This is a genomic window from Williamsia sp. Y844 (genome assembly GCF_056786475.1).
The window spans coordinates 1,410,407-1,436,684 of the sequence record NZ_JBXCJB010000001.1 but is presented as its reverse complement, the minus strand read 5'-3'; the positions used below and the strand labels follow the sequence as shown (position 1 = coordinate 1,436,684).

General features: G+C 63.4%; 28 protein-coding genes. 9 read left to right on the top strand and 19 right to left on the bottom strand.

Annotated features, from left to right (window positions below; all coding sequences use genetic code 11):
- Nucleotides 1–181 precede the first annotated feature (181 nt).
- Nucleotides 182–616, top strand: a complete 435-nt coding sequence (locus AC1TQG_RS06430) for a hypothetical protein (protein WP_482136099.1) — start codon at nucleotides 182–184, stop codon at nucleotides 614–616.
- Nucleotides 617–673: 57 nt separating this feature from the next.
- Here the strand turns inward: AC1TQG_RS06430 and AC1TQG_RS06425 are convergent, their stop codons facing one another.
- From AC1TQG_RS06425 to AC1TQG_RS06415, 3 genes are all read right to left on the bottom strand, one after another.
- Complete coding sequence (locus tag AC1TQG_RS06425) at nucleotides 674–1,555, bottom strand: DMT family transporter (protein WP_482136098.1); 882 nt, start codon at nucleotides 1,553–1,555, stop codon at nucleotides 674–676.
- 36 nt (nucleotides 1,556–1,591) lie between these two features.
- Complete coding sequence (locus tag AC1TQG_RS06420) at nucleotides 1,592–2,446, bottom strand: HpcH/HpaI aldolase/citrate lyase family protein (protein ID WP_482136097.1); 855 nt, start codon at nucleotides 2,444–2,446, stop codon at nucleotides 1,592–1,594.
- Nucleotides 2,447–2,525: 79 nt separating this feature from the next.
- On the bottom strand, nucleotides 2,526–4,358 hold the full coding sequence (locus tag AC1TQG_RS06415) for an acyl-CoA dehydrogenase (protein ID WP_482136096.1): 1,833 nt from the start codon (nucleotides 4,356–4,358) through the stop codon (nucleotides 2,526–2,528).
- Nucleotides 4,359–4,581: 223 nt separating this feature from the next.
- On the opposite strand from AC1TQG_RS06415, the gene AC1TQG_RS06410 reads away from it, so the two are divergent.
- Nucleotides 4,582–5,313 (top strand): GTP pyrophosphokinase, encoded by a 732-nt coding sequence (locus AC1TQG_RS06410; RefSeq protein ID WP_482136095.1) that lies wholly within the window; start codon nucleotides 4,582–4,584, stop codon nucleotides 5,311–5,313.
- A gap of 7 nt (nucleotides 5,314–5,320) precedes the next feature.
- Here the strand turns inward: AC1TQG_RS06410 and AC1TQG_RS06405 are convergent, their stop codons facing one another.
- Entirely contained in the window at nucleotides 5,321–6,097 is a 777-nt protein-coding gene (locus tag AC1TQG_RS06405; protein ID WP_482136094.1) for a deoxyribonuclease IV, read from the bottom strand.
- A 130-nt stretch (nucleotides 6,098–6,227) separates the two neighbouring features.
- On the opposite strand from AC1TQG_RS06405, the gene AC1TQG_RS06400 reads away from it, so the two are divergent.
- On the top strand, nucleotides 6,228–7,625 hold the full coding sequence (locus AC1TQG_RS06400) for a WS/DGAT/MGAT family O-acyltransferase (RefSeq protein WP_482136093.1): 1,398 nt from the start codon (nucleotides 6,228–6,230) through the stop codon (nucleotides 7,623–7,625).
- Here AC1TQG_RS06400 and AC1TQG_RS06395 read toward each other — a convergent pair.
- Nucleotides 7,622–8,524: an alpha/beta fold hydrolase gene (locus tag AC1TQG_RS06395; protein ID WP_482136092.1), complete on the bottom strand. Its 903-nt coding sequence runs from the start codon at nucleotides 8,522–8,524 to the stop codon at nucleotides 7,622–7,624. The two genes, AC1TQG_RS06400 and AC1TQG_RS06395, sit on opposite strands and share 4 nt — an antisense overlap.
- 106 nt (nucleotides 8,525–8,630) lie before the next feature.
- Between AC1TQG_RS06395 and AC1TQG_RS06390 the strand changes: the two genes are divergently transcribed.
- Entirely contained in the window at nucleotides 8,631–8,915 is a 285-nt protein-coding gene (locus AC1TQG_RS06390) for a hypothetical protein (protein WP_482136091.1), read from the top strand.
- 1 nt (nucleotide 8,916) lies between these two features.
- On the opposite strand, the gene AC1TQG_RS06385 is transcribed toward AC1TQG_RS06390, so the two are convergent.
- Together AC1TQG_RS06385 and AC1TQG_RS06380 are read right to left on the bottom strand one after the other, a co-directional pair.
- The gene (locus AC1TQG_RS06385; protein ID WP_482136090.1) at nucleotides 8,917–10,032 is read right to left on the bottom strand and encodes a DNA adenine methylase; all 1,116 of its coding nucleotides are present in this window, start codon (nucleotides 10,030–10,032) and stop codon (nucleotides 8,917–8,919) included.
- A gap of 57 nt (nucleotides 10,033–10,089) precedes the next feature.
- Nucleotides 10,090–10,305 (bottom strand): hypothetical protein, encoded by a 216-nt coding sequence (locus AC1TQG_RS06380; RefSeq protein WP_482136089.1) that lies wholly within the window; start codon nucleotides 10,303–10,305, stop codon nucleotides 10,090–10,092.
- A 169-nt stretch (nucleotides 10,306–10,474) separates the two neighbouring features.
- Between AC1TQG_RS06380 and AC1TQG_RS06375 the strand changes: the two genes are divergently transcribed.
- Nucleotides 10,475–11,602: a phosphatase PAP2 family protein gene (locus AC1TQG_RS06375; RefSeq protein WP_482136088.1), complete on the top strand. Its 1,128-nt coding sequence runs from the start codon at nucleotides 10,475–10,477 to the stop codon at nucleotides 11,600–11,602.
- Here the strand turns inward: AC1TQG_RS06375 and AC1TQG_RS06370 are convergent.
- A complete protein-coding gene (locus tag AC1TQG_RS06370; RefSeq protein ID WP_482136087.1) occupies nucleotides 11,590–12,636 on the bottom strand; it encodes an EamA/RhaT family transporter in 1,047 nt (348 codons plus the stop codon). The two genes, AC1TQG_RS06375 and AC1TQG_RS06370, sit on opposite strands and share 13 nt — an antisense overlap.
- A gap of 113 nt (nucleotides 12,637–12,749) precedes the next feature.
- Here AC1TQG_RS06370 and AC1TQG_RS06365 point away from each other — a divergent pair, with 113 nt between their 5' ends.
- Nucleotides 12,750–13,916, top strand: coding sequence for an ATP-grasp domain-containing protein (locus AC1TQG_RS06365; protein WP_482137273.1), 1,167 nt, complete (start codon nucleotides 12,750–12,752; stop codon nucleotides 13,914–13,916).
- Nucleotides 13,917–13,922: 6 nt separating this feature from the next.
- On the opposite strand, the gene AC1TQG_RS06360 is transcribed toward AC1TQG_RS06365, so the two are convergent.
- The 6 genes from AC1TQG_RS06360 to AC1TQG_RS06335 all read right to left on the bottom strand — a co-directional run bounded on the left by AC1TQG_RS06360 (nucleotide 13,923) and on the right by AC1TQG_RS06335 (nucleotide 18,449).
- Nucleotides 13,923–14,756, bottom strand: coding sequence for an alpha/beta fold hydrolase (locus AC1TQG_RS06360; protein WP_482136086.1), 834 nt, complete (start codon nucleotides 14,754–14,756; stop codon nucleotides 13,923–13,925).
- 18 nt (nucleotides 14,757–14,774) lie between these two features.
- Nucleotides 14,775–15,587: an acyl-CoA thioesterase domain-containing protein gene (locus AC1TQG_RS06355; RefSeq protein ID WP_482136085.1), complete on the bottom strand. Its 813-nt coding sequence runs from the start codon at nucleotides 15,585–15,587 to the stop codon at nucleotides 14,775–14,777.
- Nucleotides 15,577–16,827 carry an MFS transporter gene (locus AC1TQG_RS06350; RefSeq protein ID WP_482136084.1) on the bottom strand — a complete coding sequence of 417 codons (1,251 nt, stop codon included), beginning with the start codon at nucleotides 16,825–16,827 and terminating at the stop codon, nucleotides 15,577–15,579. The genes AC1TQG_RS06355 and AC1TQG_RS06350 overlap by 11 nt, the downstream gene beginning before the upstream one ends.
- Nucleotides 16,824–17,480 (bottom strand): GntR family transcriptional regulator, encoded by a 657-nt coding sequence (locus AC1TQG_RS06345; RefSeq protein WP_482136083.1) that lies wholly within the window; start codon nucleotides 17,478–17,480, stop codon nucleotides 16,824–16,826. The genes AC1TQG_RS06350 and AC1TQG_RS06345 overlap by 4 nt, the downstream gene beginning before the upstream one ends.
- A 61-nt stretch (nucleotides 17,481–17,541) precedes the next feature.
- Complete coding sequence (locus AC1TQG_RS06340; RefSeq protein ID WP_482136082.1) at nucleotides 17,542–17,979, bottom strand: hypothetical protein; 438 nt, start codon at nucleotides 17,977–17,979, stop codon at nucleotides 17,542–17,544.
- 113 nt (nucleotides 17,980–18,092) lie between these two features.
- Nucleotides 18,093–18,449, bottom strand: coding sequence for an SH3 domain-containing protein (locus AC1TQG_RS06335; RefSeq protein WP_482136081.1), 357 nt, complete (start codon nucleotides 18,447–18,449; stop codon nucleotides 18,093–18,095).
- A gap of 154 nt (nucleotides 18,450–18,603) precedes the next feature.
- Between AC1TQG_RS06335 and AC1TQG_RS06330 the strand changes: the two genes are divergently transcribed.
- Nucleotides 18,604–20,010, top strand: coding sequence for a YibE/F family protein (locus tag AC1TQG_RS06330; protein WP_482136080.1), 1,407 nt, complete (start codon nucleotides 18,604–18,606; stop codon nucleotides 20,008–20,010).
- A 22-nt stretch (nucleotides 20,011–20,032) separates the two neighbouring features.
- Here the strand turns inward: AC1TQG_RS06330 and AC1TQG_RS06325 are convergent, their stop codons facing one another.
- The 3 genes from AC1TQG_RS06325 to AC1TQG_RS06315 are packed head-to-tail and all read right to left on the bottom strand — an operon-like array spanning nucleotide 20,033 to nucleotide 23,074.
- Complete coding sequence (locus tag AC1TQG_RS06325; protein ID WP_482136079.1) at nucleotides 20,033–21,025, bottom strand: fumarylacetoacetate hydrolase family protein; 993 nt, start codon at nucleotides 21,023–21,025, stop codon at nucleotides 20,033–20,035.
- Nucleotides 21,022–22,017: an MBL fold metallo-hydrolase gene (locus AC1TQG_RS06320; RefSeq protein WP_482136078.1), complete on the bottom strand. Its 996-nt coding sequence runs from the start codon at nucleotides 22,015–22,017 to the stop codon at nucleotides 21,022–21,024. Before AC1TQG_RS06320 ends, AC1TQG_RS06325 begins: the two co-directional genes overlap by 4 nt.
- Nucleotides 22,018–22,045: 28 nt before the next feature.
- Nucleotides 22,046–23,074, bottom strand: a complete 1,029-nt coding sequence (locus AC1TQG_RS06315; RefSeq protein ID WP_482136077.1) for an ABC transporter permease — start codon at nucleotides 23,072–23,074, stop codon at nucleotides 22,046–22,048.
- A 112-nt stretch (nucleotides 23,075–23,186) separates the two neighbouring features.
- On the opposite strand from AC1TQG_RS06315, the gene AC1TQG_RS06310 reads away from it, so the two are divergent.
- On the top strand, nucleotides 23,187–23,777 hold the full coding sequence (locus AC1TQG_RS06310) for a TetR/AcrR family transcriptional regulator (protein ID WP_482136076.1): 591 nt from the start codon (nucleotides 23,187–23,189) through the stop codon (nucleotides 23,775–23,777).
- Between the two features lie 41 nt (nucleotides 23,778–23,818).
- Nucleotides 23,819–24,409: an HdeD family acid-resistance protein gene (locus AC1TQG_RS06305; RefSeq protein ID WP_482136075.1), complete on the top strand. Its 591-nt coding sequence runs from the start codon at nucleotides 23,819–23,821 to the stop codon at nucleotides 24,407–24,409.
- Here AC1TQG_RS06305 and AC1TQG_RS06300 read toward each other — a convergent pair.
- Nucleotides 24,403–25,209, bottom strand: coding sequence for a lytic transglycosylase domain-containing protein (locus AC1TQG_RS06300; protein ID WP_482136074.1), 807 nt, complete (start codon nucleotides 25,207–25,209; stop codon nucleotides 24,403–24,405). The two genes, AC1TQG_RS06305 and AC1TQG_RS06300, sit on opposite strands and share 7 nt — an antisense overlap.
- A gap of 288 nt (nucleotides 25,210–25,497) precedes the next feature.
- On the bottom strand, nucleotides 25,498–26,169 hold the full coding sequence (locus AC1TQG_RS06295; protein ID WP_482136073.1) for an acyl-CoA-like ligand-binding transcription factor: 672 nt from the start codon (nucleotides 26,167–26,169) through the stop codon (nucleotides 25,498–25,500).
- Nucleotides 26,170–26,278: the final 109 nt, after the last annotated feature.

Below are 26,278 nucleotides of genomic sequence, written 5' to 3'. Positions count from 1 at the left end.
GCGCATGATAATTTCTCGTCTCCGACGGCTCGCCGTCGTCGCTGTGATCAGCGCTGCCGTATCGACCGGTCTCGTTGTGCCTACCGCAACTGCGTCGGCGGAACCCGTCCTGGGTGCGGAGTGGAAACGGTTCAATATTCACATTCGCTCAAATGACGGCGGTGCCGGCGGAGTGCACTGCGTGAAGAACCAGCCTTTCGGGCGCGACGGCAGTCGCTGCGATGCAACGGGATATTACGACGACAGCTCACCCGTGGGCTTCCGGAAGGTGAATGGCGGGGTTGTCTACGACAGTGACGGCAAGGGTGGGACCTACCTGAAGTTCTACACCACCGCCGGCGAGGTGGTGGAGGGCAACATCCCGTCGCGCGGATCGGGTGATTTCACCATTTCGAGCTTCAATTCCCCGGCGTTCGGCACCTTGGCCCGAGTGACGCAGAAGCTGTATTTGGACGTGGAGACCACCGATAACGGGTCGACCACCGGTGACCGGTGGGTTGACTTCTACCTGCGCGGCCAACTGGTGGTGACGACTCCACTCGGCGAAGGTTTCGATCCAGGCGATTTCTTCGACGATGTTCTCGGCGGCCTCAAGGGAGCATTTGGTAGCAGCTGAGGGATGGCCAACTGCGCCAGCAGATTCGCGACATCAGAGGCTCGTGTTTGCAGCAGATCACACTGCGTTTGCCGGCTCGGGAACCGCTTCCTCGTCGGCGGCACTGCGAGCCAGAGCGATCGCGGCGGCGACCGTGGCGGCAAGGGCCACCACCAGGACGGCAGCGACGACGTGATCGGCGTGGAGGTATTCACCCAGGACGACAAATCCGAGCAGGGCGGCGACCATCGGTTCCATGACGGTGGTCGCCGGAAGCGAGGCCTGCAAGGCGCCGATCTGAAAGGCCGACTGCTGCACGGCAATCGCGACGACCGCCACCACGATCAGGGCGTACAGCTCGACCGATGTCAGGAGCGGGACGATCCCGCGGCCGGCCAGGTGCACGACGCCCTTGGTCAGTACCGCTGCGACACCGAAAAGTGATCCGCCGGCGAGACCGAGCAGCAGTGCGCGGCGCGACCGCGAACCGGTGCGGGACTGCAGCAGACATGCTGCGACGAACGGGAGCCCGACGACACAGATGATGATCCAGTGCTCGGTCTCCGCGCGTTCGACACCCGGCCGAGGGTCACCTACCACCACGAGGATCGCGATCGACACCGTCAAGGCGGCCGCCCACACCCAGTCGCGGGCGCGAACCGTCCGCCCGGAGAAGCGTGCGCTGATCGGGAGCGCGAACAACAGAGACAGCACGAGAACGGGCTGGACCAGCAGTAGCGACCCGAGTCCGAGCGCCGCCGCCTGCAGTGCGTAGCCGCCGAAGCCGACCAGGGTGCCGAGCCACCACTCCGGTCGGCGCACCAGGGTGGTGATGGGCCCGAGCGCCCCGACGTCGTCGTCGCTGATCACCGACGCCGACCGTTGGCGCACCACAGTGCCGATCGCAATACACAGTGCCGCGCCCAGTGCGCACACTATTGCCAGGAGAGAGTCGCTCACGGTGGGAATCTATCCCGGCCAGATGAACCGCGGGCATCACACCGGTGAGATACCGAATTCGCCTGCGAGCTCGGCAATTCGCTCGGCGCGTTTGAGGCGGGGGAGATCGCTGCCGTCCCGAACGACGCGGCCTCGGGTCTCGAAATCGATGAGGAATTCGGTGGCCCAGGCCGCGTCGGCCGGGCTCGGGCCGATGACGGTATTGATCACGCCGGCCTGTTCCGGTACCAGGCAGAGCTTGCCGGAGAGCCCGAATGCGACTGTGGTGAAGGTCTTTTCGCGCAGCACGGTGTCGTCATCGGTGACGGCCGGCCCATCGATGGGCCCTGGCAGCCCCGCCGCTCGGCTGGCCACCACCAAACGCGAGCGGGGATACGCCATCACCAGATCGTCCGCGGTTGTGGAGGTGTCGAGGCGGTAGTCGCCACTGCCGAAGGCGAGGCGCAGCACCCCGCGGCAGTGGGCGATGTCGGCGGCATTTTCGATCCCGATGGCCGACTCGATGAGTGGGATCACCGGGGTGCGCCCACCCAGACGCTGGAACGTCTCGTCCACCTGGTCGGGATGCTCCGTCTTGGCGAGCACGACTCCGGCGAGCCCGGGTACGTCACGGAGCGCGTCGATGTCGTCTGCCCAGAACGTGGTGGTCCGACCATTGATACGCACCCAGGCCGTCGATGCGCGGAGCCAGTCGACGACGCCGCTGCGTGCGGCGTCCTTGTCCTGCGGGCCGACGGCGTCCTCGATGTCGAGGATGATCTGATCGGTCGCTGATCGGGCGGCGATCAGGTACGCCGAGCGGACTGACGCATTGACCAACAGCCACGAGCGAGCGAGTTCAGGTGATACGGGACGGGAAGCTGTGTGGGGATCCAGATCGGCTTGTGCCATGGCGCCAGTATGTCGTGGTCACCGGAAACGAAAAGTGGGCCGCCCCTGAACTGGTGCGACCCACTCTCTCGTCAGTTGGCTAGAACGAGGCTTCGTCCAGCTCCATGATGTCGTTGTCGACCTTCTCGACGATGCCGCGGACGGCGGTGAGCTCGGGCAGCATGTTCTTCGCGAAGAACGTCGCCACGGCCACCTTGCCGTTGTAGAAGGCGGTATCGGCTTCGCTGGTCCCGGCGTCGAGTGCGCTCAGGGCCACATCGGCCTGACGCAGCAGGAGCCACCCGATCATCAGGTCGCCAACGCTCATCAGGAATCGGACGCTGCCGAGTCCGACCTTGTACAACTCGGCCGGCTGTTCCTGCGCGTTCATCAGGAAGCCGGTGAGGGTGGCGGCCATGACCTGGACGTCATCGAGGGCGGTCTTCAGGAGCGCCTTCTCGGCCTTGAGACGGCCGTCGCCCGAATCAGACTCGATGAAGGCGCTGATCTGGCCTGCGACGTGAGCCAGGGCCTGACCCTTGTCACGAATGATCTTGCGGAAGAAGAAGTCCTGCGCCTGGATGGCGGTGGTTCCCTCGTACAGCGAGTCGATCTTGGCGTCGCGGATGTACTGCTCGATCGGGTAGTCCTGCAGGAAGCCCGAACCGCCGAGCGTCTGCAGCGATCCGATGAGCTGCTCGGAGGCCCGCTCGGAGCCGACACCCTTGACGATCGGCAGCAGCAGGTCGTTGACGCGGTACGCCATGTCCTTGTCGGCGCCGGAAACGGCCACGGCGGCCGCTTCGTCCTGGTGCGAGGCGGTGAACAGGTACACCGCGCGCAGACCTTCGGTGTACGCCTTCTGGGTCATCAGCGACCGACGTACATCCGGGTGGTGGGTGATCGTGACACGCGGGGCGGCCTTGTCGGTCATCTGCGTCATATCGGCGCCCTGCACGCGCTCCTTGGCGTATTCCAGCGCATTGAGGTAACCGGTCGACAGCGTGGCGATTGCCTTGGTGCCCACCATCATTCGAGCGTGCTCGATGACGTCGAACATCTGCGCGATGCCGTCGTGGACCTCGCCGACGAGCCAGCCCTTGGCCGGGACGCCGTGCTGGCCGAAGGTCAGCTCACACGTGGACGAGACCTTGAGGCCCATCTTGTGCTCGACGTTGGTGACAAATGCGCCGTTGCGCTCGCCGAGTTCGCCGGTCTCGGGGTCGAAGTGGAACTTCGGTACGAAGAACAGCGACAGGCCCTTGGTGCCCGGACGCGCGCCCTCGGGGCGGGCCAGCACCAGGTGGATGATGTTCTCGGTCATGTCCTGGTCGGCCGAGGTGATGAAGCGTTTCACACCGTCGATGTGCCAGGTGCCGTCTTCCTGCTTGATCGCCTTGGTACGAGCGGCGCCGACATCGGAACCGGCGTCGGGCTCGGTCAGGACCATGGTGGCGCCCCAGCCGCGGTCAGCGCTGATCTTGGCCCACTTCTTCTGCTCGTCGGTGCCGTTGTTGTAGAAGATGTTGGAGAATCCGGCGCCTGCGGCGTACATGAACGCGCCCGGGTTGGCGCCGAGGAGCAGTTCGCCGATCGCCCAGTACAGCGAACGGGGGGCAGGTAGGCCGCCGAGTTCCTCGTCGATGCCCAGCTTGTCCCAGCCGGCGTCGGTCAGGGCCTTGTACGACTTCTTGAACGACTCGGGGACGGTGACGCTGTGGGTCTCCGGATCGAAGACGGGCGGGTTGCGGTCGGCGTCCGCGAAGGACTCCGCCAGCGGGCCCTGGGCGAGGATGTTGACCTCGCGCAGCATGTCGATGGCGGTCTCTTTGTCGAGATCGCCGAAATCTCCACTACCCAGTACTTCTTCGAGCTTGAACATCTCGAAGAGGTTGAACTGGAGGTCGCGGAGATTGCTCTTGTAATGCCCCATTGCAGAATCCTTTGCAATCGTCGAACTGCTTTTGATTGTGGTGAGTACTCGGTTGGTGGACTGCACAGTAAGTTACTCACCAGTAACAACCCGAATATACATCCGCTTACCACGTCGCACAAACGCTCGGCGCATCAGTGAATGTGATGGATGGCACATCAAAGGCCGGATGTAGAGATGGCTCACCGGTGGCGTGTTCGGCAGATCGGGCACCATGGATGGCATGTCTGACGCGGTAAAAAGCAGTGAAGGTGTGCAGAGCGAACGGTCCGGACCCCTGGTGCAATGGTTGGCCGAGGCCGGACCGGAACGCGATCTCGCGCCCGCCGACCTCGTCGAGATCGGTCAGAACATGCAAAAGTTCATGCTGCCGTTTCAGTTCGCGATCAAAGAGATCGTCACCAAGCTGGAGATCTTGCGCGATGAGTTCGCCTACCTCAACGACTACAACCCGATCGAACACATCAGCGCCCGGGTCAAGAGTCCCGAGAGTCTGCTCGCCAAGGCCCATCGCCGCAACATCCCGATGAACCCCGAAGCCCTCCAGGGTCAGATCGACGACATCGCCGGAGTCCGGGTGTCGTGCACGTTCATCGCCGATGCCTATCAGCTCACCGAGCTGTTGTGTGCGCAACCGGACGTGAGAACCCTGCATACAAAGGACTACATCGCCCATCCGAAACCGAACGGATATCGCGGACTGCACACCATCGTCGAGACGCCGGTCAACCTGAGCACCGGCCAGTTGCCGGTGAAGGTCGAACTACAGATCCGCACCATCGCGATGGACTTCTGGGCCAGCCTCGAGCACAAGATCTATTACAAATACGACCGCACCGTGCCCGCCCATCTCCTCGACGAGCTGACCGAGGCCGCCGAAACCGCCAACATCCTCGATCAGAGGATGCAGGCGATCCGGCGGGAGATCCACGGCAGTGGAAATCGCGAGCTCTGACGATGTGTCAGGCCAGCGCCTCGCGCAGATAGATCAGATCGTCGGCGAGACCTTCCTCAGGTGTCTCGAGGATCACCGGGGCGCCCGCGGCCTTCACCACCGCGACCAGGACATCGGGGTCGATCTTGCCGTCGGTGAGGTTGGCGTGGCGGTCGCGGCCGGAGCCGAACTCGTCGCGTGAATTGTTCAGGTGGATCAGGTCGATCCGCCCGGTGATGGCCTTGACACGCTCGACGATGTCGACGAGGTCTTCGCCGCCCGCCCACGCGTGGCAGGTGTCGAGGCAGAAGCCTGCGTCGTCGTACTCCCCGACCGCATCCCATAGTCGTTTGATGTTCTCCAGGGTGCGGGCCATCGCATGCTCGCCGCCTGCGGTGTTCTCGATCAGGATCGGGACGGGAAAACCAACGCCTTTTTCGTTGGCCCGCTCGAAGAGCTTGCGCCAGTTCTCGTATCCGTCCTTCGCGTCCTCGTCATCGCGGAGGTGGCCGCCGTGCACCACCAGCCCGAACGCGCCGAGGTCGGCTGCGGCCTTGGCCTGGTTGATCACGGCCTGCCGCGACGGCATCCGCAGCCGGTTGTTGAGGCTGGCCACGTTGATCATGTACGAGCTGTGCACCACCACATCGATCGGGGAGTTGCGGATTTGTTCTGCCAGCGGATGGGGTTTCGGCTTTTCCCAACCCTGTGGATCGGTCACGAACATCTGTAGCAATTCGGCGCCGAGTTCCTCGGCGCGGCCGATTGGATCGCTGTCTTGTCGTACGTGGACACCTGTGCGCATGACCACAGCTTAGGAGGCTCAGCCTGATAAGAGTGTTTTTCCTCGGCGATCCCGGGGTATTTGCCGTCGATTAGGGGCAGAGTGGAGATCCGTAAGACCCTGTCGGACGAACTGTTTTGGGGGAGTAAACGTGGAACGTTTGAGTGGTCTCGACGCCTCATTTCTCTATCTCGAATCACGAGCGCAGTTGATGCACATCGTCGGGCTGATCGAGCTCGACCCGGATACCGTCGAGGGCGGGTATTCGTTCGAGAAGATGCGCGATGTACTCGACCGGAGGGTCGCCGGACTCCCGACATTCCGTCGGAAGCTTCGGGATTCGATCCTGAACATCGACCATCCGGTGTGGGTGGAGGATCGGAATTTCGACATCGAAAGTCACGTCCACCGGGTGGCCGTCCCGCCTCCTGGCGGACGCCACGAACTGGCAGATTTCTGTGCACACATCGCAGGCGTACCGCTCGATCGCAGCAAGCCGCTGTGGGAGATGTGGGTCATCGAAGGGCTGGTCGACGGGAAGATCGCGGTGCTGCTCCGGATGCATCACGCCAGTGTCGACGGTGTGAGCGCTGCGGACCTGCTGGCCAAACTGTGCACCATCACTCCTGACGAACCCGAGCTGGATGAGGAGGCGCTGGCCCAATCAGCCGGGGATGCCTCGCTCGCCGGCCTTGCGGTCGACGGTGTGCTCCAGGTCGCGCGCAGGCCGCTGAGTTTCGCGCGACTGCTCCCCAAGACGGCGCAGGTGCCATTCGACTGGATCTCGCGGGCGCGCCGCAACGAGGCGATGCCGTTACCGTTCCGGGCGCCGCGGACGCCGTTCAACAAGTCGATCACCGGTCATCGGAGCCTGGCGTACACGCAGGTGTCGCTGACGGACGTCAAACGCATCAAGGATCACTTCGGCGTCAAGATCAACGACGTCGTCCTGAGCGTCTGCGCGGGGGCATTGCGGAGCTACCTCGACGATCTGGGCGAACTCCCGGACCAGCCGCTGGTCGCGATGGTCCCGGTGTCGGTCCACGGCGACAACGACGACGACCTGGTGACGCAGGGCACCAACAAGGTCACCGGCATGTTCACCAAACTCGCCACCGACATCGCCGATCCGATCGAACGCATCACCACTGTGGGCGACCAGGTCCGCAAGTCCAAGGAGCACCACGGCTCGATGGACTCGAACCTGTTTCGGGGCTGGGCGCAATTCGTGCCACCGGCGACCATCGGCATGGCGATGCGGCTGTATGCGTCACAGGAGCTGGCAGATCGGCATCCGGTGATCTACAACCTGGTGATCTCCAACGTGGCCGGACCCGACTTCCCGATGTACTACCTCGGCGCGAAGATCGAGGGGATGTACCCGTTGGGGCCGGTGTTCCACGGTGCAGGCATGAACATCACCGTGTTCTCGCTGGACGGCCAACTCAACGTCGGTGTCATCGGCTGTAAAGAACTCGTCCCTGATCCGTGGCCGTTGATGCAGGCCTTCGAAGACGAGGTGAAGGCACTCCTGGAAGCCTGCGACTAGCTCTCGACCGGCGCGAGAACGCGCGCGGAGACTTCTCTCGCGGCCGCCATGAAGACCGGGATGAATTTGGGGGCCTCGAGGACACAGCAGGCGTGGCCACCGTCGACTTCGAAGACCTTGATGCCGGGGATGTTGTCAGCGAGCAGCTGTTGGCGCCAGCGTGGGATCACCCGATCCTTGGTCGAGATCAGGACAGCGCTCGGCACGTCGATCTCGGACAGCCACGGGCGTGAATCAAATTTGGCCATGCCGTCGCCGAGCGGTCCGAGCCGAGAGAGTGGCGTCGCCAGGAATTGCCGAATCGCCCACAACGAGTCTGGGACCGTTCGATCGTCGAGCTTTGCGGCATTGGGTTGCACGTGGGGCGGATGGATGACCTTCATGATCCGGCCGATGTTCGCCATGCTGGTCTGGCGTTTGGGGTCGTGGCTGCCGAAGAACGGGCCGGTGGAACACAGGATCAGACCGTTGACGCGGCCCGGGTGCCGCCGCCAGGCCAGCTGCGCCACACCGCCACCCATCGAGAACCCGGCAGCGGTGAAGGTGTCGATGCCAAGGACATCGGCCAGTGCGACCACATCGTCGGCGCAGTCGTCGAGATCGAACCGACCGTCGCGGATGCCGCGTCCGTGCCACCGCTGGTCCAGCGTGATGACCCTGAACTCCTTGTTGAGCTCGGGAATCAGCGGATACCAGCACAGCAGCCCGTTGGTCATGACCGAATGCAGCAGGAATATCGCCGGTTTGTCTTTCGGCCCGGAGTCGGTGACGTACGTCGAACCGCGTCCGGGCAGGTAGACCATGTGGCCGTCGGGGAGGTCGTGGACCGGATAGGGGTCGATGATGCGCTCGGCCCGGCGCAAGATCGCATTGCGGACCCTGGTCAAAGAACTCTCCATCTGTTCGACGGTACGGGGGAAATGGTCCTGCCGCCGCTTCTACACGGAGCGTAGGATCAGGAAAAAGTGATATGGATCACGGTCGGGCGGAGAGTAAGGAGATGTCATGCATTCAGGAACCTCACTACACGTTCGCAGGCTTGCGGTCTGGCCGGCCGGCTGGCTTGCGTACTTTTCCGGCTTGGCCGGCGCGGCGGCCGCGGCTTTGACGATCCTTGCGATGGCGAGTGAACACTATGTGGAAGGTGCCGTCGCCGGCGCCTGTGTGCTGGGCCTCGTCGTGCTGGCGATCGTGTCGATGCGCGCGATTCCGCGGATCTCCGACGAGCACACCCACGACATCGAGGCACGGCGAGATCACGCGGTGTACCGGGCCCGTTATCCGCTGTAGATCAGGACCGCTCCACGAGGTAGAGGTGCTCGGTGACGTGCGCGCTCCTGCCACGGAGGTTCCGACTGCCGCGAAATGTGTTGTAGCGCTGGGTGAATTCGGTGACGACCCCGATGGGCTCGAGCATGTCACGCATCTGTTCCGGGGCGATGTAGCCCTCGTCGTTGAACGAGATCAGCAGATACCTGGCGTCGAGTTCGTCGATCAGTGACCCCAACAGCCCGGCGGCGGTTGATCGCACGTTGTAGCCCGAGCGGTTCCAGTCGCCGGGGATGCCCGAGACCGGACTCATGGCCGTTGGCACGCGATTGTCGGCGATCAGGTTGAGCATGAAGTAGTTCGAGCCGTAGGGGTGCTGGTTGTATGGCGGGTCCAGGTACGCGACGTCGACGCCCCCGACCAGTGCCGGTAACTTCGCGGCGTCGGTCTGCAGTACCCGGCGCTCGCAGTGGTGCGTGCTCAGGACCGGCGGGCGCAGGGTGATCGTTCCGGTGATGCGACTCAGGGCATCGGCGCCGCTGCCGCCGAATCGTCCGATCCCCGTCTCGCGGTCCTTGTAGAAACCCTTGAACACCCCGGAGGTGTTGGCGTGGACCGAGGCTGCCGACAGCAGCGGTCCGAGTAGCAATGTGCGAAGGGGTTCGTCGAGTTCGTGGATGAGATGGATGTAGGAGTCCAGTCGGCGCGCGTTGTCGCTGGTGTAGAAAACCCGTTCCCCCGGGGCGATCTGGTTGTCATCCGCCGGTGCGTAGTGCTCGGCGATGAAACCATCTGTCCGGTGGCCTGATTCGACGACCTGATTGATCTCGTGGACAGTCTTGGCGAGCAGTTCCGGATCCATCTCGCAGGCATTGGTCAGGTAGCAGTCGCTGATCACCCGGGCATAGCTCTCCAGGTCATTGGCGATCACCATGCTCGACCGGGCCTTCGCGAGCCGCGAGACCACACCACTTCCGGAGAATGCGTCGAGCGTGACAAGCCGCCTGCCGACCTGCTGCTGTACCTGGGCCAGCGCCTCGTCGATGAGGACCAGTAGTTGGCGTTTGTTGCCGATGTAGGTGATCAGCTGTGACGTGCGGTAGGCGGTTTCGGTCTCTCCCGCGTCGGCCGTGTCCACAACTGCAGAGCGTATCGAGGACGGTTCGCACATCGAACAGGCGTCCGTTGCGATGGCTCAGTCGTCCAGACAGATCTCGGTTTCGATGGTGATCGGAACACCGGTGGCGATGAGCAGCCGGCACGGCGCCTCGGAGTCGCGGTAAAGGCTCAGCCACTGGTGGCCCCGGCTGCCATCGGCGTAGACCGCTTCCAAGGTCCGGTTCAGGCGTGCTTCGGCTTCGTTGTTGATGATGTAGCGCCGATCGCCGTATCGCAGATACTTGTTGGGCACGTTGCCTCCGGAGTCGAGTCGGTTGCGTGTGCAATCAGTGTGACTCACGCCACTTCTGGTGAAGGCCGGTTTGGACCGAGCCGAACCGGGAGATGAACGTCTGGTTCCGGGCAGGAACGTTTTCGCGAATTCTTGGCCAACAGTAGGTCTCTGGTGACAACGTGGCTTCATGGGCACGCGTGAGGCCGATCGGTCCGATGTGGCGATCGCCGGTGGGCCGCTCGCCGATCGGTCTTGGCGCACGCGGCTCAGTGATGTGAGGCGAATCCGCCTGACCGATCCGAGACTGTGGCGTGCGGTTGCGTTGGCGGCGTGGTTGGCGGTGGTGATCTGGCACATCGCTTACCTCGGACTGGCCTTCGACCGGACCCGGCTGTTGCTGCTTCTGTGTGCCGGGCTGGCGGCGGCCAGCATCGGACGCCGACGCGTCATCACGGTGGTCATCGACTGGCTGCCGTTTGCGTTGATCCTGCTGCTCTACGACTTCACCCGCAATATCGCCCAGTGGCTGGACATGCCAACCCAGTGGGCGCTGGCCGTCGATTTCGATCACTGGATGTTCGGGGTGAACCCGACGGCGTTTCTGCAGAGTCACCTGAAACAGGCCGACCCGCCGTGGTGGGAGGTGATCACCAGCATTGTCTACATGTCGTATTTCATCGTTCCGTACGCGGCGGCCGCGCTGCTCTGGCTCCGCGACCGTCATGCCTGGCGACGGTATGCGGTGGGTTTTCTGCTGACGACGTTTTTGGCGCTGGTCGGGTACACACTGGTGCCCGCCGCGCCGCCGTGGGCCGCCGCCCAGTGTTCGGCCGCCGAGGTGACCGACAATCCGCGGCATCCGGACTGTATGGACCGCGCTCCGTATGAGGGTGGCGGCATGCTGGGCGACGTGACGCCCGAACACGAGGGCGCGGCGCCGTACGTGGAACGGATCTCGGCCAGGGGCTGGGACGTCCTCGACATCCACGCGGCGTCCGGGCTGCTGCGACTCGGTCAGGCAAAAGCGAATCTGGTGGCGGCCATACCTTCGCTACATGCCGGCCTGACGATGTTTCTCGCCCTGTTCATGTGGCCAAGAGTGGGCGCGCTGGCCCGAACATTGTTCGTGGGCTACGCATTTGCGATGGCATTCACCCTCGTCTACACAGCCGAGCATTTTGTGATCGATATCCTGCTCGGCTGGGGGCTCGCGGTATTCGCGGTTGTTGTGGTCGGTTGGGGAGACAAATATCTGACAGCCCGAAAAATGAACAAAGAAGAGGAGTTTCTCGGGCGTTTGAGTCAGGTGCCCTGATCGCGCAGAGCATCCGTGGCATCGGTGCCCGAATCCGTGGACGAGGTTGTGCTGTCGGAACCTGCGGGGCCCTTGGAATCTGCAGAGCCCTTGGAAGCGGTGCGCTTGGACCGTCGCAGACTCCAGCCGCCCGGATCCGGCTCGGCTTCGCCGAAGTGGTCGGCGTCCACGGAGCTGTACAGCGCCACCAACATGGCCCCGACCACGGCACCGATGAATCCGAGGAACGCGAGCCAGGCAAGTCCGGGTTTGGCGGTGTCATCCAGGAACACCACGCCGATGATCCCGGGGCCTGCGGTCTCGCCGACCACCAGAAGTGCGGTGACCCCGTTGACCTGGCCGAGCTGCAGGGCCACGGTTTGGACGTAGAAGCCCACCGCGCCCGCGACCGCGATCGTCCAGGCGGCCGGATCTGTGAGCAGTTCGACGATGTCGAAAGGATGGACCCCGCGCAGAATGCGGACCGAGATCGCGATGATGCCGAACAGGAGTCCGGCAGCGGCTCCCCCGACGATGGCCCCGCGTTTACCGAGGCGGTAGACGGCCAGCAATGCCACGATCGCCAGGAGGCACGTGGCAGCGAACAGGCCCCAGTGGAAGCTGCTCTCTTCGTCGCCACCACTCTTGTGTGACGACGACACGCCAAGGGCGCACAGCGAGAAGACGACCACGCATATGGCAACCCAGTCGCGGCCGTGCAAACCGATGCCGAGGATGGCGGTCCCGAGCAGGGCGGTCACGATCAAGTTGGCCGACACGATCGTCTGGGACAGGAACAGCGGGAGGAATCGGGCCGCCACCGCTCCGGCACCGAAGCCGATCACCACCAGGGATGTTCCGATGATGAACTCACGTGTCTTGAAGGTGTCCAGGGTCGAGGCGACCGAGGGGCCGCCTTCACTGGTGACCTGATCTTGCTTGTTGGCATCGCGGGCGGCGACGGCCGCTTTGCGGGCGCCGAAGGCCCGTAGGACGGTCGATACGCCATATGCGACAGCGGCAGCGCTCGCGAAGAGTACGCCGATCAGGAACATTCGGACACCTCTCCCTCACAGCACGGCGGCATACACCATGCGACTGTTATGCAGCGAATTTTAAGCTACCATGCTGCGAGTGCAGCCATTTCCCGGTTTCCCTGCGAGGTTCGATGTCCGATCGTAGCGGTAAAAAGGTCCTCATAACGTTTGGTCGGTCGTTTCTCACACTCGATCTTGCGAGATTGATGAATGCCGGTGGGCACGATGTGTACATCGCCGATTCGGTGCCATTCCCGATCACTCGTTTCTCCAATTCGGTGCAAAAAGTATTTCGGGTACCACGGCCGAAATTTGAGCGGAAAGAGTATGTCGCGGAAATTGCGCGACTGGTTCGATCCGAATCCATCGACATGGTCATACCGGTGCACGAGGAGACCGACTTCCTGGCGATGGCGCGTGATCAGTTCCCGCCGGAATGTCGTCTGCTGTTGTCGGATTTCGAGACCGAGTACCGGCTGCACAACAAGTTTGAGTACCAGGTCCTGCTCGATGCCCTCGGTGTTCCGACACTGAAGTACGCACAGGTGCGATCTGCGGAAGAGTTCGCAGCGCTGGATTTTGACAAGCCCTTTGCGCTGAAGCAGGTCTACTCGCGGGGTTCGCAGCAGGTGTACAAAGTGACACCGGGGCAAATGCCGGAAGGTCTCGAATTCGACCCAGACAATCCGTGGCTGGCCCAGGAGTGGCTCAAAGGCAACAAATATTGCACGTATTCGATCTGTCATGAGGGGCGGATTTACGCGCACGCGATTTATCCGGTTCGTTATGCGATTGATGGGCACTCATGCCTTACCTATGAGTCGGTTGAGCACCCTGGAATCACAGAGTGGGTGACCAAGAGGGTGAAAGAAACAAATTTCACCGGACAAATCGGATTCGATTTCATCGAAGATTCGTCGGGCGTTCTGTTCACCATCGAATGCAATCCGCGTTCTACCAGCGGGATCCTCATGTTCGAGCCGCACAACCGTGTCGACCTCGCGTTCTTCGGTGAGAACGAGGAGGTCATCACCCCCGATGTGGGTGTCCGGAAGATGGTCGGCCCCGGAATGCTGCTCTATGGCTGGCGCAAGTCGGCGCTCGAAGGAAACACCTTGCGCGGCTTCTTACGGGATTTCCGGAACACCGACGAGATCATCACCCGTAGGGACGACATCGGGCCATTTCTGGGTATTCCGTTTGCGCTGGGAAACATCCTCCGGGACTCGGTGCGGTACCGGGTGGGTCTGGCCGAAGGGTTCATGCACGACCACGAGTGGGATGGTCAGCCGCTCTGAATTGACTCAGCGTTGGTGGGTGCAGAACTCGGTGATGCGCTCGACACTGTCGCCCGGTCCGGTGAACAGCCCGCCGTGGCCGGCCCCGTCGATCTGGGCGAACTGCGAGCCCGGGATCAGTCGCGCGGTTGCCTCGCTCTGCTCCGGCGGGAAGAACACGTCGTGTTCGAAAGCGAGAACCAGGGTGGGGATGTCGATCGCGGCCAGATGCTCGGCGATCGGTTCACCGGCCTTGATCCATTCATGCGAGGCGGTGAGTTGGCCGGCAAATCCCTCCGGGCTCGTCCAGCCGCCATCGGAGTTGGTTAGCGCGTCACGCCAACCGGCCACCGTGTGCGGATCTTGTAGGAGTGTGGTGTGCAACGTGGTCATGAGTTGTTCGAAAACCAGTACCGCGCGCGGAATCTCACCGATCTGCTCGATGAGGGCCAGTTCCATCTCGCCGACCAGGGCGCCGATCGGACTCGGTTGTAGGCCGGCGAAAAATACTGCCGCACTGATCAATTCGGGTCGAGTGCGCAGCATCATCTGAGTTGTGTAGCAGCCCATCGAGAATCCGACAACCATCGCCTGTGGGACGTCAAAGTGGTCGAGGAGACCGCAGGCGTCGTCGGCGAGGTCGGCGACGGAATACGGCGAGGGTGGCGCGGACGAGGGTGCCAGTCCCCGGCCGTGGTAGGAGATCACGCTGAATCCGGCACCGACCAGTGAGTCGACGAGCCCGCAGATGTCCCACACGAGCGACGGCATCCCGAGCCCACCGTTGAGCAGGATGGTGGGACCTTCGCCGACGCGCTTGCAGCCAAGGACAACTCCGGTTTCCAGCGTCACCGTCTCCATGGATCGCGCCTTTCGGTCCTACAGCAGTCCCTTGCGCGCCGAGAAGTCGATCTGCGCCGCAGCATTGCTGACTGCGGTGACCATACCGGTTCCGAATGGTCCTTTTCGGTCATACAGCGTTGCGGTTCCGACGGAGATCCCGTCCGCCGTGATGTGGGTGTCGGCCTCGATGCCGAGTTCGTGTCCCTCGGGTATCCGCGACAACGCCATGGTGAGGTCGCAGTTGATGTAGCCGATGCCTTCGGTACCCAGATTGGTGACAAGGCTTGTCGACTCGGCGCACTGGACGGCGTGGACGAGGCGTGAACACGGTTCTCCGGGAAGCACACCCATGCCGGTGCTCCAGGCCCGCTTCCGTGCGACGTTCTGGTGCCCGCCGATGCTCTGGGTCCATGCGCTGCCGTCGGTTTGCACGTACGGGTGACGGGGTTTGTTGTCGAAGGCGTTTTCCGGCGGGGTGAAGGTGGACTCGGGACGCCACTCGTTTCCGGGCGGCGGGGCCGACCGGCGCAGGAACACGACGGATGCCCGGGCCACCATCGTCTCGCCCTGCATCACCTCTGCGTCGGCGACGACGATCCGGTGACCGGACCGGACCTTGCGGGTGTTGACCACCGTGGGCTCGTTGCGTGCCGACTTGAACAAGTCGATCGTCATGCGTGAGGGCACGAAGTCGGGATCGGCGTAGTCGCGTTCGAGGGCGTGGGCCGCCGCGGCGCAGACTGCGGGACCGTTCAATGAGTTCGGGCCCCACGCGCTTCGCGCCCATGTTGTCGGGATCAGCGTGGCGCCGTCGGCGTCGAGGGTGAAGTAGCTCGGGTCAGACACCATTTGATAGTTGCAGACCTGCGGAGATCTCGTTGCCCTGGGTATCGGGGACCACCGGCGGCGGGTTCTTGCGGGACTGGCGCGTGATCGTCGCCAGAGTGAGTGTCGCGGCGATCGCCCCGAATCCGAACATCTGTGGATACGTGACCGCCGGAATGTATTCGTGCAGGTAGGCGAGGGTCGCGGGGATGGCGAACCCCAGATAGGTGAGTGCGTAGTAAACCGCGGTGAGGCCGGCGAGGTCGCGTTGGCCGGCGATGCGCTGCACCTCGGAGAGTCCGGCGACCAGTGCGATGCCGTACCCGGCACCCAGGATCACCGACGCGATCAGTACCGCCCAGATGGTCAGCAGCGCTGCCGCCAGTGCGGCCGCGCCCATCCCGACGATCATCAGGAGCAATGCCACCTGGCTGGCTCGGGCCGAATCGGGCCGGTCGATCCGGCGACCGGCCGATTGGATGGTGAAGCCGCACGTCAGTGTGACTGCCGAGATCAATGCCGCAAAAGCCATCGGAGCCGCATCGACCTCGGGCGCGATCAGGGTCGGCAGGATCGCCTGGCATCCGATGGCGGTCCCGAACACCCACGGCGCCAGCGGGACCACGACCAGCAGGAACCGGCGATCGCGGAGCGACGGGATCCGCAGGTCGTGGCGCAGCCGCGTCTTCTCGGTTGCTGGACGTCGCGTTTCCGGCACCGACCACATCCAGGCCGCGGCGATCAGGCAGACCGCTGCGTTCACCACGTACGACGAGCAGTGTGGCCATGGACCCCACTGCGCCATCGTTCCGGCGAAGGCCGCTCCGATGCCGAAACCTGCGGTCAGGCTCATCGCGGCCCGGCGGGCGCCGTTACCGGTGCCGGCGGGATCGAATGGGGGACTGGAGAGTTCCTTGAGCCAGCTGGTGCCGACCGCCATCGCCAGTCCGATGGCGATGCCGCTGAGGATGCGGCCGACGGTGAGCAGTGGGACGGAGTCCGATGCCAGTGCCAGTACCAGTGATCCGGCTGCGGCGATGAATGCGGCCGGACGCATCAGAGGACGGCGGCCGAACCGGTCGGAGAGTGGGCCGCCGATCAGTAGCGCGGGCACCATGCCGACCACGTAGGCAAAGAGCAAGACGTCGACAGTCGGACCGGCCATCTCGTACTCATGCTTGTAGAACACCAATAGGGGCGTGAATTCGTTTCCACCCCAGGCGATTGCAAACATTGCCGCGGAGACTCCGCGCCAGTCCCTCATGACGGCGTGCCGTCGGGCAGCGGCGTCCGGAGATCGTGGACCGCACTCAGATGCGCGGCCAATGATCTCGCGAATCCATCGGCGTCGCCGGCTTCGATGAGTTCGGTGAGCTCGGTGTGGTGGGACATGATCCGCTGCATCTGGGCGCGATCACGTTGGACGGAAGTACTCGTCATGCGGAGCTGACGATCCCGGAGGGTGTCGTAGAAGCCTTCCAGTAGCGGGTTGCCTGCAGCCTCGACGAACATGCGATGAAATGCGGCATCGGCGATGGTGAACTCGTCGACCTCATCGGCGTCGGCGTGAGCGGCCTGCCTGTCGAGTGCATTGCGGAGATCTGCGACCAGGGATGCGCGATCGCGAGAGGCGAGCATCCGCACGGCAGCGGTCTCGACGACAAACCGCGCGGTGATGACGTGCTCGGCCTCGTCGACGGGAACCGGCACGATGAGGGCACCCCGCTTCGGATAGAGCTTCATCCAGCCCTCGGTCTCGAGGCGCAGAAACGCTTCGCGGACCGGGGTGCGAGAGGTTCCGAGCGTGGTGGCGATCTCGCCTTCGCTGATCAGCTCACCGCCGGCCAGCGTTCCGGCCAGGATCTGGCCTTTCACCTGTTGATATGCGCGCTCCGAGGCGGACAACTCCTTAGACACAACTTGTATCTAAGCATCGGACCCGCGGAACAGCTCAACCCGGGGTGCCTGGGCGGGGGTGTCAGTGAGCTGCGGGTTTCGTGATTTCTGCCTGATAGCGGACGACGGCGTCGCGGAAGGACAGCGCCTTGCGGTGTTGACCGTCGGCGGTCAGTGAGTCAGCGGTGCGCTCGCACAGTTCGGCGGCCTCGTCGGGACGTCCGAGGCCGTCCAGGGTTCGCGCCATGTGTTCGACGACGTCGAGGGTGTCGGGGTCGATCGGTCCGTGGGTGAATGTGTACTTCGCGAGTAGTTCGCGGCACTGCGGTTCGCATTCGGCCCAGAGCCCCAGCCGTACCTGGCACCGGATCACGTCATGCAGGTTCGAGAGGCATTTCAGTGAATAAGGACCTTCACGGCGGCAGCGGATCTCTTTCAGAACCGAGAATTCCGCAAGCGCATGTTCGTATTCACCGGCTTCGAAGAGCTCGGTGGCCTCGCGCTGCATTTCATCGAGCACACGTTCACTCTGGCGTATCCGGTGTCTCGCTGCGGCGATTCACCGATATCCGCTGAGATGAGGTTGTCGATGAGGTGGTCGACGCCGGACCGCCGGTCGGGGCCCGACTCAGGTCAGCAGCGCGTGTTGCTGCTGGTGTTGAGGTAGACGTGTGAAATCCAGCCCTGCTTGTGGGCGTCGTCGAACTGGACGTGTACGAACTTCTTGCCTGCGGCGTTGATGATGTAGCAGTCGAAGTCCAGGAAGACACCCCCCGGAACACCGGTGACGACGTTGCAGGTGTTGTCCGGTCCGGTGCGTAACACCGCATTGTTCGACTTGGCGGTGCCTTTGCCAGTGTCCTTGTCGGACCAGGCGTGCGTGCAGGAGATCGGCGTTGGTTCGGCTTGCGCTGGGGCGGAGGTCCCTCCGATGAGACCCGCCGTCACCACGGGGATTGCTGCCGCTGCGACGGAGAATGAGCGTTTCATGGTGACATATTCCTTTCTTGTGGTATATGGATGAGCCATTTCCACGGTAGGCCCGATCTCGCCGGGGACGGTAGGCCTCGTCTGTCGACGAGCCGGATCGAACCCAAGACGTGACGTTCGGCGAACGCGTGGGCGCGACCACTAGGGTGACCGGGTGAGCCGACCCTCTCGTCGCGACGAGTCGCACCAACATCATCACCACCAGCTGGGCCCGGTGGACCTGCATCCGAACGTGGCGAAGGTGGTCATCGGGCTGCTGGTCGCATCCGCGATCGCGGTTGTCCTCGGACTCGTCCTGCTCTGGCCCGGCGACCGGGATCACGACATCCCGGTGAACTTCCAGTCGGTCGGTGGTGGCTCCATCCAGGTCGAATCGGGGCAGGTGGTGGCACAGGCCACCTCCGATTGCCTCAATCGGCAGTCCGGGCAGGTGTTCGCAGGCGATGCGGCGGTCGCGTCCGTCAACGACGGTCCGTGCATCCAGAACACCGTGCGGCTGACGTCGGGGCCCAATGAGGGCGCCAACACACTGATCGAAGTCCCGACGCATCGGGTGCAGGCCGGGATCGCGCAGGATTCGGGCAGTGATGAGCTCACGGCGCAGCAGCTTGCGCAGCCGTTGCCCGGTCAACCGGACCTGAAGGTCGGCGACAACATCAAGCTGTCGCGTTCGGCCGGTGTCGACGGGACCGACACCTATTCGTTCTTCGACTACGGCCGCTCGACGTCGATCATCGTGTGGGCGTTGGTGTTCGTGTTTGCGATCGTCCTGGTGGCCTCGTGGCGGGGACTGCGGTCGGTGATCGGACTCGTCTTCGCCTTCGCGGTGCTCTTCGGATTCACGCTGCCCGCGATGCTGGACGGAAAGTCGCCGGTCGCGGTGGCGATCGTGTCGTCGGCGGCGATCTTGTTCGTGGTCATCTATCTCGCGCACGGCCTGAGTCTGCGGACCAGTGCGGCGTTGCTCGGAACCCTGGCGTCACTTCTGTTGGCAGGTTTTCTGTCCTGGCTGGCCATCGAGACGATGCACATCTCCGGCATCTCGCAGGAGCAGACGATCAATCTGCAGATCTACAACAACGCCATCTCGGTGAACGGAATCCTGTTGGCGGGATTCATCATCGGTGCGCTCGGTGTGCTCAACGACGTGACCATCACCCAGGCGTCGGCGGTGTTCGAGCTCTCCGCGGCCGACGGTGGCAATCGGTTGCAGACCTTCACTGCCGCGATGCGGGTGGGCCGAGACCACATCGCGAGCACCGTGTACACGCTGGTGTTCGCATACGCAGGCAGCACACTTCCGCTGTTGCTGCTGTTCTCGGTCTCCGGTCAGACTCTCGGGACCTTGATGACCACCGAATTGGTGGCGATCGAACTTGCCCGAAGCTTTGTCGGTGGTATCGCGATTGCACTGTCGGTTCCGCTGACCACCGCGGTTGCGGTGATGCTGTCCACCAGGCCGACCGGTGACAACAGCAAGAACAACGACAGCAACAGCAGCAACCGCCTGCCACTGGACAAGCCCGAACCGGAACACGGACGGCACTGGTTGCCCGAGTAGGTCTTCACCGGACTGATCCGTCTCAGCCCGGGTATGCCACCGTGTTGGTCACCGAACCGATCCCGTCGATCGTCAGGGCCACCTCATCGCCCGGGCGGATCCAGCGGTCGAGTTCGAGGCCGCATCCCGACGGCAAGGTGCCGGAGGTGATCAGTTCACCGGCGTGCAGATTCTCTGACTGACTGGCCCAGGCGACGACTTCACCTGGGCTGTAACGCAATCCGTGAGTGCTGGTGGCTGACCACAACTCGCCGTTGACGCGGACCGAGGCGGTGAGTCGGTCGATCTTGGGCAGGATCTCGTCGGCGGTGACCACCACCGAACCGATAGAGCTACCAAAGGTTTTGGTTTTCACCACGGGTCCGAACACGCCGCGCCGATGCTCGTCCCACTGCACGTCGCGTGCACTGAAGTCGTTGAACACCACAAATCCACCAATCGCGGCAGCCGCAGCTTTGGGCGTGGCATCGCGAACGGGATGGGCGATGATCATGCCGAACTCGAGTTCGTAGTCGAGTTCGGTGGTGTAGGCGGGCCAAGGCATCGGTTCACCGTCACCGATCACCGTCAGATGATTGCCGGTGTAATAGACGGGGTGATCGTAGAATGCGGCACCCGGTCGTAGCAGTGGAAAGACCCTGCGCGTCAAGCGTTCATAGGTCCGGATGATCGGCCGACTGACGGGGAGGTTGCGTTGGACCAGGCCGTGTGCGGCCTTGATCCAGTGTTCTTCCCACCCGAGAAAGCAGCGTAACGAGCTGGGGTAGTAGGGGATGGCCGGTGGCGGATCAATGGAGATCCCGATACCCGCATTCGCGGCCTGATCGACGATGTCGATGATCTTGGCGCGGGATTGCACGCCGGCAGCCAGGAGTGCCAACAGATTTGACTGCAGATGCGTGAGTTCTTCGAGTCCGTCCCGGGCCCCCAGTGCGGCGCGCAGACTGATCCAGTGCCCCGACGGCTCGTGCAGGATCGCCAGTGACGAGGGCCCGGGTAGGCGGCGGATCTTCATGACTGCATGGCGTGCTGGAGTTTGCCGGCGTCGGCAAAGGCCCGGGCCCGGCGAACGATGGTGGGCGGCGCGGGCTGCGCGCCATCGAACAATCGGTAGAAAGTGCTGAGATTCAGCACGATGCGTTCGGGAGAGCCCCATTGCGAGAAGGGGACGAACTCGGGGGAACGGATCAATTCACGGGCCGCTGCCAGTGGTGCCCGCCCGGCGGCGTGGTTGTCACGGGCGGCCTGCGACAACCACATCCAGTAGTCGCGCAACAGCTCGATCTCGGCGCGACCGCAGATCGGGCCGTGTCCGGGAACGTACGTCGCGCCGTCGAGTTGGAGTAGATGGTCGATTGCGGTTATCCAATTAACCAGCGGCCCATGCCAGATCACCGGGGTGGTGCCGATGAACAAGAGATCGCCGGTGAAGACGACACCGGTGTCGCGGATGTGGACGATGAGATCCCCGGGTGTGTGCGCAGGCCCGAAGTTACGTAGATGAGCGACGCGGCCCCCGACCTTGATGTCTTCGGTGTCGGAAAAGGTGTGGTCGGGCAGCCGCGGTAGCCGCTTGGGTAGGTCGGCGCCGCCCGTCACCTGATGCATGTATCGGCCGAGATGTCCTGCCGGACCGGGTATCGACCGGCTCAGCTTGCCGATCGAGGCGAACGAGGCCACCGCCCCCGGTGGTGTGTCATCTTTCATCGCAGCCAGCGCGGCCACCGACGTTGTGATGCGTGTCGTTTCGGGAAGTGTGTTGTTGCCCCACCAGTGGTCACCGTCGGAGTGGGTGTTGACCGCTTCGGTGATCGGGACATCGCTCACCGACGACCACGCTTCGACGTTGGCCTGCGCCCGGCCACGGTCCCAGACCGTGTCGATCACCATCGCTGCGTCGTCGCCCACCACCAACCCGGTGTTGGTCTGCCCCCATCCGCCGGGTAGGTGCATGAAAGCGTATGTTCTGCTGTCGATTTGGGTCAGTTGGTTGTGCCGAGTGGGCATCGGTGTTCCTAAGTTGAGGCCTTTCGACTCACTGTACCGAGCGAGGGCTCGCTTTTGTTGGCTCTGGGGAGACTCCGGAATCGACCGTGGCGAGGGCGCCGAATGTCTCGTCGTCGGCGGACGGAGTCCGCTTGTGCGCGAGGAGTATCAGGCCTGCACCGATCGCGGTCCAGCACAACAGCACGATCACTGCGTGGATGCCGCCGTGGCCGTCGAAGAAGGCAAGCGAACGAAGGAGCGTTCCCGATGCGCCCGGGGGTAGCAGTTGGCCGAGTTCGGCCCACCCCGAAGGCAGCCAATACGGGCTCGTCGCGATGCCCGACAACGGATTGCCGACAATCATCATGACGACTGCCCCGGCGCCGAATCCGACCATGCCGACATTGGCGGCCAGTCCGAGCAGGGTCAGGCTGATCGCAGACATCCCGAGCGCGATCCCGAGCGATACCGCGACGAAGTTGCTGTCGAATGTGCCGACGGCAAACCGCAGGATCAGTCCGAGCGCGAATCCGGCGAGAACTGCCATGCCGACCGCGGCCGCACCCTGATGGCGAGGTTTTCCCGGAAGGAGTTTGCTGAAGGCGACGGCGGGGATGATGCCGCCGAGCACCAGTGGCAGTGCCAGCCCGGCGATGCCGGTGCCCTGCGGATCGTCCGCCGTGGTGGCGACGACATCTTCGACCGGCACCGCCACACCGCTCGCCGTCGATATCGCGGTTGCCACGGCCCGCAGGGTCTGGGCGATCTGTGCTCCGCCCGCCGATGTCACGAACACCGTCGTCGGCCCAGTGGCGGTGACGGCGATGCCACCGACAACCTCCCGGTCCTCGATGCCGGTCCGGAGCTCGTCGACCGAGTCGTAGTGGCGGAGATCGAATGTGTCCGCGGACTGTGCCCGCAATCCATTCTCGATGGGCGTGCTCGCCGTCACCGGTCCGGCTATACCGATCGGAAGATCTTGTGCTCCAGAGTTTTTCATCGGCAGGACAAAAGCGAGCGAGATCAGTGCCAGCACCCCGGCCAGTCCGATCATCGCCCCTACGATCTTGCGGTTCATGGGAACCCTCCACCTGTCATATGTGGAGGAATATCCTCCACTTGATATGGAGGATATTCCTCCGTATAGAATCTGCTGTCAAATGCGGTGTCGCGAGGAAGGGGGCGTCTAAGTGAGGGCGGATGCGGTGCAGCGGCGGGCCAGATTGATGGACGCCGGACGGGAGATGTTCGCGGAAGTCGGCTACGACGTGCCACTCGAGGCGATTGCCGAACGTGCCGGGGTCGGTATTGCCACCCTCTACCGGAACTTCCCAACTCGCCACGACCTGAAAGTCGCGTTGTTGGAGGACGGATTGGTCCGGGCCCGCGCGACCCTCGAAGCGTTGATCGAGGACGTCGACGCGAATCCGGCAGAGGCGCTGGTAAGGCTCAGTGGAATGTTCGTGTCACTGCGATTGGGCTCGCTGATACCGATCATCGTCCGCGATGTCGACGTGTTGCCGCAGCATCTGATCGACGAACGTCACGCAAACCTTGCCATGCTGGGCGAGGTTCTCACTCGGGCCAAGGCCAAAGGTGTTGTGCGCAAGGATCTCACAGAGCTCGACTTCTTCGCCGGACTGGCATTGATCACCCGGCCCCAACCGTCGCTGGAGGCCGACCCGATGGTGGCGGGCAACACCACGGTTGATGTATTGATCCCGCGAGTACTGGCCATCTTCCTTGCCGGGCTCCGGCCGGATGGCACAGACTTGCCCTGAATTACCGCGTCACCAGGAGTTTCGCGGGGTAAGTTCCACCCATGACGAACATTGTTGTCACCCAGTCGTTTCCCGATCAGCTGCGCAATGCGGTGCGGGCCGGGCTCATCGCCACCGCGGCCATCGGGATCATCATCGGCATCGTGGCCCTCATCTGGCCCGAGCCCACACTTGTCGTGGTTGCGGTCCTCTTCGGGATCACCCTGATCTTCACCGGCATCTACCGCCTGACCATGGCCTTCTCGGCAAAGCTGCTGCCAACCGGGCTGCGGTTCTTCCTCGGGCTCATGGGTGCGATCATCTTGATCGCGGGCATCGTGTGCCTGTTCAACCCGGCTGAATCACTGGTCTTGCTGGCCATCGTGATCGGTATCTCGTGGATCTTCCAGGGGATTCAGGAGATCGCCGCCGGACTCGGCGGTGCCCTGTACGCGCCCAAATGGTTCCTCATCGGGTCCGGCGTGATCTCACTCATCGCCGGCATCGTCGTGCTGTTCCTGCCGGGCGCCGCGGTCACCACGTTCCTCATTGTCGGCGCGATCCTGCTCATCATCGTCAGTGTCGTCACGCTGCTGACCCTGCCGCGAGAGACGACCACACCTGCGGCCTGGCCGGCACCTTCGAATCAGTAGCCCTCGGCCCAGCCACGCACCTTGGACACGTAGTCCATCGAGTTGTTGTAACGCAGGACGGCTTTGACGACCTGGGCCGGATCCCGGAGGTCGAGACCGTCGTCGCAGAGGTAGTGGCCAGTGGTCAGGGCCGCGTCAAAGAGGTTCTGGGGGTCGGCGACGCCGTCGCCGTTTCCGTCTGCGGCGTAGTGATTCCAGGTTTCTGGAAGGAACTGCATCGGTCCTACCGCGCGGTCGTAGTAGGGGTTTCCGTCGAGTTTGCCGCCGTCGGTGTCGTGGATGACGTTGTTGCCTGCCAGGCTGCCGTCCAGCACCGGACCGAGGATGGGCGTCTCCAGGAGGCCCGTCGGATCGGCTTTACCGTTGTTGGCGTGGGTCGATTCGACGCGGCCGATTCCGGCGATCAGCTGCCACGAGACACCGCAGCCGGGAAGTTCCTTCGCCAGCTTCGAACCGGCGGCGTGATACGCCTCGTAGTTGATGCGGGGGATCTGGCCACTGGTCACACTCGCCGGGACCACTTCGGGTGCGGTCGCGGGGGCCGGTTCGGTTTCAGTGGTGACCTGCTCGACGACCGGGGTTGCCGCAGGTGTCACTGATTCGGTGGTCGATGCCGATCTCACCGCGGCCGATGCGGCACTGTCGGCCACCTGCTTCGTCGGTTCGCCCGTTATCTGCTGACCCGCATGGGCACCGGCTACTGCGGTGATCAGTCCGATGGGGACAAGGGTGGCCAGCGCGTACGGCGAGCGCCACTTCGTTTTCAGGGTCGACGTCTTTGGTGCCGAATGCTTACCCAAGACGATGAACCTCCTGTAGGGGGCGTTCGCCCGTTGAGTCCGCGCCGACGCTACACCAGAATTGGCCCCCTTCGTTATCGTTCCGTGATCGACCGCCGGGGGGTGCGTTGCAGGATCGAGACCCGTCGCAGGTCAGACATTTAGCAATGCGAAGAATGTGACCTCGGTCACGATATGTGCGTGTCGGGTGCCCACATGCGGTGATATTTCAGGGGGTCGATCGAGGCTCTCGGCCCCCTCAGGGGCCGAGACCGGGGTCGACCGGAGACCCGGGTTCGCCTGCGGATCTCACCACCCGGAGTGAATGGCTGGTTCCCTGGACATACAGATCGACGGCACGGTGGCCGGAAGCTGTGTGGTCCACTCCGATCCCGGATCCACCGGGACCAGCAGCCTGATCGTCGACCGAAGACAATCGGCGAGTGTGGTTTCGGGGTGCGCTATCCAGTATTCGTGCGCGGCCATGATGGCGGCGGTTGTCGCGTGGGCAAACGTCAGCGCCGCCAATTCGTTCGCGGGCCAGATGCCGCGCCGCTCCAGAAATGCGATCACCGACTCGTGGATCCTGCCGTACATCCTGGCGGCCTGGGTGTGGACTGCAGGCACGGTGAGGATCAGTTGGGCGCGGTGCCTGGCCCATCGCTCATCGGCAGGGCGACACAGCAGTGCCGCAACGACTGCCGATTCGAGCACCTCGCGTGGTGGGTAGATGCCTTCGTCGGCGGCGAGGAAGGCGTTCAGGCGGTCGATTTCGGCATCCGATTCAGCCCAGAGCACATCGGCTTTGGTTGGGAAGTATCGGAAGAATGTTCGGCGGCTGACACCGACTGCGGCGGCGATGTCCTCGACGCTGGTGCGCTCGAAACCCTGGGCGATGAAAAGCTCCTGTGCGGCGGCCGCCAGTTTGCGAGCGCTGGTCGTGGCCGGTCTCCCGCCCTTGTCTATCGTCGCTTGTTCCATGACGTTCCCCCCGGGGTTTGTATGGCTGTGTGCCATGGTCTCACCTACGTGGCCCGAAAGCGATGGCAGCTGAGCTGCGTACAGCGTCCCTTGTCGTCGGTGCCCGTCG